This is a genomic window from Marinobacter sp. C1S70, assembly GCF_000475355.1.
Lineage (GTDB): Bacteria > Pseudomonadota > Gammaproteobacteria > Pseudomonadales > Oleiphilaceae > Marinobacter > Marinobacter nauticus.
Genome location: NZ_AXBW01000090.1, coordinates 1 through 4,647 on the forward strand (window position 1 = coordinate 1; position 4,647 = coordinate 4,647).

At 53.8% G+C, this 4,647-nt stretch carries 6 protein-coding genes; 1 reads left to right on the forward strand and 5 read right to left on the reverse strand.

The window, feature by feature from the left end; genetic code table 11:
* Positions 1-294 precede the first annotated feature (294 nt).
* Both Q669_RS18730 and Q669_RS18735 read right to left on the reverse strand, forming a co-directional pair.
* Positions 295-729 (reverse strand): carboxymuconolactone decarboxylase family protein, encoded by a 435-nt coding sequence (locus tag Q669_RS18730; protein ID WP_022993461.1) that lies wholly within the window; start codon positions 727-729, stop codon positions 295-297.
* Positions 726-1,709 (reverse strand): aldo/keto reductase, encoded by a 984-nt coding sequence (locus Q669_RS18735; protein WP_022993462.1) that lies wholly within the window; start codon positions 1,707-1,709, stop codon positions 726-728. The genes Q669_RS18730 and Q669_RS18735 overlap by 4 nt, the downstream gene beginning before the upstream one ends.
* A gap of 46 nt (positions 1,710-1,755) precedes the next feature.
* Here Q669_RS18735 and Q669_RS18740 point away from each other — a divergent pair, with 46 nt between their 5' ends.
* A complete protein-coding gene (locus Q669_RS18740) occupies positions 1,756-2,697 on the forward strand; it encodes a LysR family transcriptional regulator (RefSeq protein WP_022993463.1) in 942 nt (313 codons plus the stop codon).
* Positions 2,698-2,775: 78 nt separating this feature from the next.
* Here the strand turns inward: Q669_RS18740 and Q669_RS18745 are convergent, their stop codons facing one another.
* From Q669_RS18745 to Q669_RS19675, 3 genes are all read right to left on the reverse strand, one after another.
* On the reverse strand, positions 2,776-3,402 hold the full coding sequence (locus Q669_RS18745) for an ankyrin repeat domain-containing protein (RefSeq protein WP_022993464.1): 627 nt from the start codon (positions 3,400-3,402) through the stop codon (positions 2,776-2,778).
* Between the two features lie 74 nt (positions 3,403-3,476).
* On the reverse strand, positions 3,477-3,872 hold the full coding sequence (locus tag Q669_RS18750; RefSeq protein ID WP_022993465.1) for a hypothetical protein: 396 nt from the start codon (positions 3,870-3,872) through the stop codon (positions 3,477-3,479).
* On the reverse strand, positions 3,865-4,647 hold a 783-nt coding region (locus tag Q669_RS19675), incomplete at its 5' end, for a hypothetical protein (RefSeq protein WP_022993466.1). The genes Q669_RS18750 and Q669_RS19675, both read right to left, overlap by 8 nt.

Here is a 4,647-nt window from a genome sequence, read left to right on the forward strand (position 1 = left end):
ACTTTAATTGGCCATTAACACAAGGCTTTCAGGCGCTCCCGCAGGGCGAGACGCTGGCGGCTCTGGACCTGTGTTGCCAGCCCTTGATGTGGAACCACCACACCTGCGGACTGGCGCCTTGGCCAGCGCCGCCAGCATCTCGCAGTAGGTCAACGAATTAACCAGACGGGACACTAGACCGGGTTGTTCCCAATATCGGTGAGCAATCCAATCGGTGCCAATTCCGCAGTGACAATTGTGAAGCTACCAATACCAAGCGCGGTCACGGCAACCCAATCACGCCAGGTTGTGGTTCTAGCGTACATTTTTCTCTCCTCCCTGCGTTGCGCCATGAGACTGTGTGCCCAACAGGTCTTCCTTGAAGGCCAATTTTGCCGCTGTAATGGCATTCATTGCGGCAGGAATTCCCGCATATACAGCAACTTGGAGGACAATCTCGACAATTTCCTCTTGCGTCACTCCAATATGCAGCGCTGCGCGCATATGAAACTCCAATTGGCCTGGTGCCGTGCCTACGGCAGACAACATGGCGACAGTGAGCATCTCTCGTGTTCTAAGTGATAACCCCTCACGCGCCACTACATCAGCAAAGGAAAACCCGAGAAGTATTTCTACAGCCTCGCTGTGAAACTCATCAAGGCTTGCGGCAACCTTTCCCGGCGCGGCCGGGTCGAGTGCTTCGAGTAGATTTAAAGCTTGAGCGCGGCGATCAGAGCCTGGAGAACTCATACATTCACCCCCTTCATGCCTTCCTCGCTGTAACGCTCACCCACTACTGGCAATGACTCAGTGGCGGTTTCGAGCTCCCGCTGCTCCGCTACGGTAAGACTGACATCTGCTGCTGCGACATTCTCTTCCAGGTAGCGCAACTGCTTGGTACCAGGGATTGGAACGATATCGTCCCCTTGGGCTAACAGCCACGCCAATGAGAGTTGAGCTGGCGTGCACCCTTTAAGCTTGGCTTTTTCAGCTATAACATCGGCAATTCGGCGGTTCGCGCCGATTGCTCTTTCCGCAAACCGTGGGAGGTGAGCACGAAAGTCGTTATGATCGAACTCTCCAGGGTCTTGAAATCGCCCTGTCAGAAAACCTCGGCCCAGGGGGGAGTATGGAACAAAACCAATACCCAACTCACGGCATGTCGGCAGAACATCGCGCTCTACCTCTCGAGCCCAAAGTGAATACTCAGTCTGAATAGCGGTAATCGGGTGCACCGCATGAGCCCTTCGTAAGGTTTCAGCGCTCACTTCACAAAGACCAATACGGGCGATTTTCCCTGATTGAATGAGCTTCTCAAGCCCGCCAATCGTCTCCTCTATTGGCTCCTCCGGATTGACGCGATGCACGTAATACAGATCGATTTGCTCAATTCCTAACCTACGAAGAGAGGCTTCGCATGCCCTGCGCGCATAGTCGGAACCGTTCTTCAAGCTCCGCTTATATTCGCCAGGATTACGCACAATGCCGAACTTAGTCGCGACGTGAACAGGCGCCTTACTACCGGCTAGAAACCGACCGATAAGCTCCTCATTGTGGTGTGGCCCATACATGTCGGCGGTGTCGAAAAAGTCAACGCCGAGCTCCACCGCCCTTTCCATTACACGCAACGACTCACTGTCATCACGGGGCCCATAGAACTCGCTCATCCCCATGCACCCTAATCCGATCGATGAAACGGAGAAGCCTGTTCCAAGCACTCGTTTTTCCATGTCTGACTCCTTGATGTCTAGAACTAAATCGTGACAGACTCGAAAAATGGAAAATACAAACAAATTTGGCAAAAGGATTTCCATTATCGGAAACGAGATGCCGAGGGGCATGGTTTGGGATGACACCCGCGCCTTTCTGGCAGTGGCCCGTTGCGGCACGCTAAGCGCCGCAGCCCAGAACTTGAATGTAGGCATTGCGACACTTTCACGTCGCATCGAGCGGCTTGAGTCGGCACTAAAACTTCCGCTTTTCGTACGTCAGCAATCGGGATACGAGTTAACTGAGGACGGTGCTGAGTTGATAGAAAAGGCCGAAGCCTTGGAGGCTGCAGCGCACGCGTTTGCCGTAGGCGCAGACACCCAAGCGCAGATGAGTGGCCACGTGCGTCTGGCTACAGCGGAAAATGTCGCCACCGAACTCATACTGCCGGAACTCCCGGCATTTCGAGCCCAATACCCCGATCTGTTGGTTGAGCTGGTTACAGACATATCAACCGCCAACCTGCATCGACGCGATGCGGATTTAGCATTGCGAATGGTGCGGCCAGAAAGGGGCAACGTCACACTTCGTGCTCTCGGCACCTTGGGGTATGGACTCTACTGCAGCACGTCCTATGAGCTAAGACGTGAGAGCAACCCGGACCTAGGTTACTACGATACGGATGATTTCATTACCTGGGGGGAAATGTACTCACATTTGCCTGCCGCTCAGTGGATAGAGCGGATCTTGCGTGGAAGAAGACCCGCCCTGACAACCACTTCACTAGCCACCCAGGTGGCCGCAGCAAAGGCAGGGCTTGGGCTCGCACTGTTGCCACATTTCATCGCTCAGAACTCAGGACTCGTTTGTGTCGACACCGATCTTGGAGTCGATCAGCCTATCTATCTAGTCATACAAACCGACTTGGCAAAGTCTAGACGAATCAGAGCCCTGGCAGACTTTCTTACAGACGTGGTGGCCAGAAACGGTGAGCGCTTGGGCGGGTAACGTATGCCACCATTTCTTCTAGCTACACGCAGATCTATTTCAGCGCTGCGCTGATCGTCGACTCGCATTCAAAGTAGTTCACTCGCTGCCGCCAAGTACTGCCCGAATAGCCTGATACATTTCCGGATTCCGGGCCTCCAGAAACGCTGCAAACTCCAACGCATTGAAGCCGTGGTAGTCCTTCTCCGGCATATCAATGGGCAGGTTCGGGTCCGCCCCCAGCTCCAGCAAGGCGTGAAGGTAGTCCACATTGGCATAGAGAACGGCTTCGTGCACGGGCGTCAGCCCGTTGTAATAGCCGTTCACCGGCTCTCCCCGTGCCGCAAAATGTCGGAGCAACCCATAGCCTCGGCGCGTCATGATCGAGTCAGGTTCGTGCGTATCCAGCGTCGTGCCCACAAAATTAACCAGAGGCTGCGAACAACCGTCCATCGCGGTCATCGCTTTACCACAGCGCTCATAAGGCCAATCGAAATTTGTCAGAAGCCAGTAGGCAACGGCAGGCCGGATCGCCAGACTGTTGAAATCCGAAGGGCTCCAGGGCACTTCTTCGGGATCAAGAATCGCTATGACGGATAACCCCCAGGCATCGGAGCCAAACGCCCAGGTGCGATAGAACATCGGGTACAACGTCAGGGCAATCACCAAGGCCCCTCCGCAAAGCGTCAGTGCCTTTTTGTGACCCAGAAAGTATTTTATGAGCACGTCACTGCTCCTTGATGACGCTAGCAAAACGGCTGGAAATCCCTTGCAAAAGCCCCTGCAATTAGCGGGATCTATTAATCAAACACCCCAAGGTACCAACCGGAAAAGAAAAACAAAAACGTAAGAATCACGAACGCGGTATAGGGCACAATCACCCAAAGCTTTAATGAACGAGGTAACGGCTCCTCCTCGTCACCCATTCGGGATTCGATACGAGCCCCTATACGCGGAAACTTCCGGAATACAAAAAAAGCATAGACATGCGAAACCCTCATCCAGCGACCAATAGGACCATTACCCCAGATACTGCGAATTCCATCCAATTGCTTACCGGGCGTTGCAATCCTCCGCTCGACTTCCTCGGTTTTGCGAAAAAACAGCGTGACCATCAGAAACATCAAAAGGACACCAATGAGCATACAAGCTGCCCCTATGATTGCCGCTAAGTCAGCCAAGAACTCTTCAGTCATGGACAACCTCTCTCAGCTTTGCTCCAATAGTCTCACCACCTACTCCGCCAACAAATCCGCCACCTGCTGCACCGAGCCCACCCGCGATAACCGCACATGCCACGCCACCTATTCCAGCGGTCGTAACTCCGAACGCTACGCACGTAGACGTTGCTAGGGCACCTCCAATACCGCCACCCAGCATTGAACCAGTCAATTTACCCCCCTCCTGGTAAGCTACGACCTGACAATCCTTCTCGTCACCCGCAGTGCAAGCCTCACGAATTTTCAGCGCGGACATGGAGACATCCAGAGTAATCCCGAGATATCCCACATTTCGGGCATACTTTGCCCCTTTAGCCACCCGCTCATAGTGCGTAGCGTAGCCGGGTATGTCACCCACCCCAGCCTTATTCCAGTGATTAACAATACTTTTCGACGACAACCCCAGCGCTCGTTTCAGCTTGGCATCGTCATCCAGCGACATCCCCCGGCGGGCAATGCTTCCCAAAGCAAAATCCAGTTCCTTGAAAAGCGCCCGCCGTTTCTCGAAGAACTCCGGATGGTTTAGATGGCCGTGTTTGCGGTAACTCTCCTGATGAAGACGCTCAATGTTCCTCAACGTCTTCTCAATACTGCTGATCTGCTTCGACACCATCACGGCGCCTGCACCGAGCCCCGCCGAACCCGTTGAGGTAATGGCTTCCAACAAGTCGTAATACTTAACGAGAAACTCCGCCTCGTCCTGCTCCAGCGACCTTACCTGAGCATTTACGCTAGTGTCCCTTAACAAAAG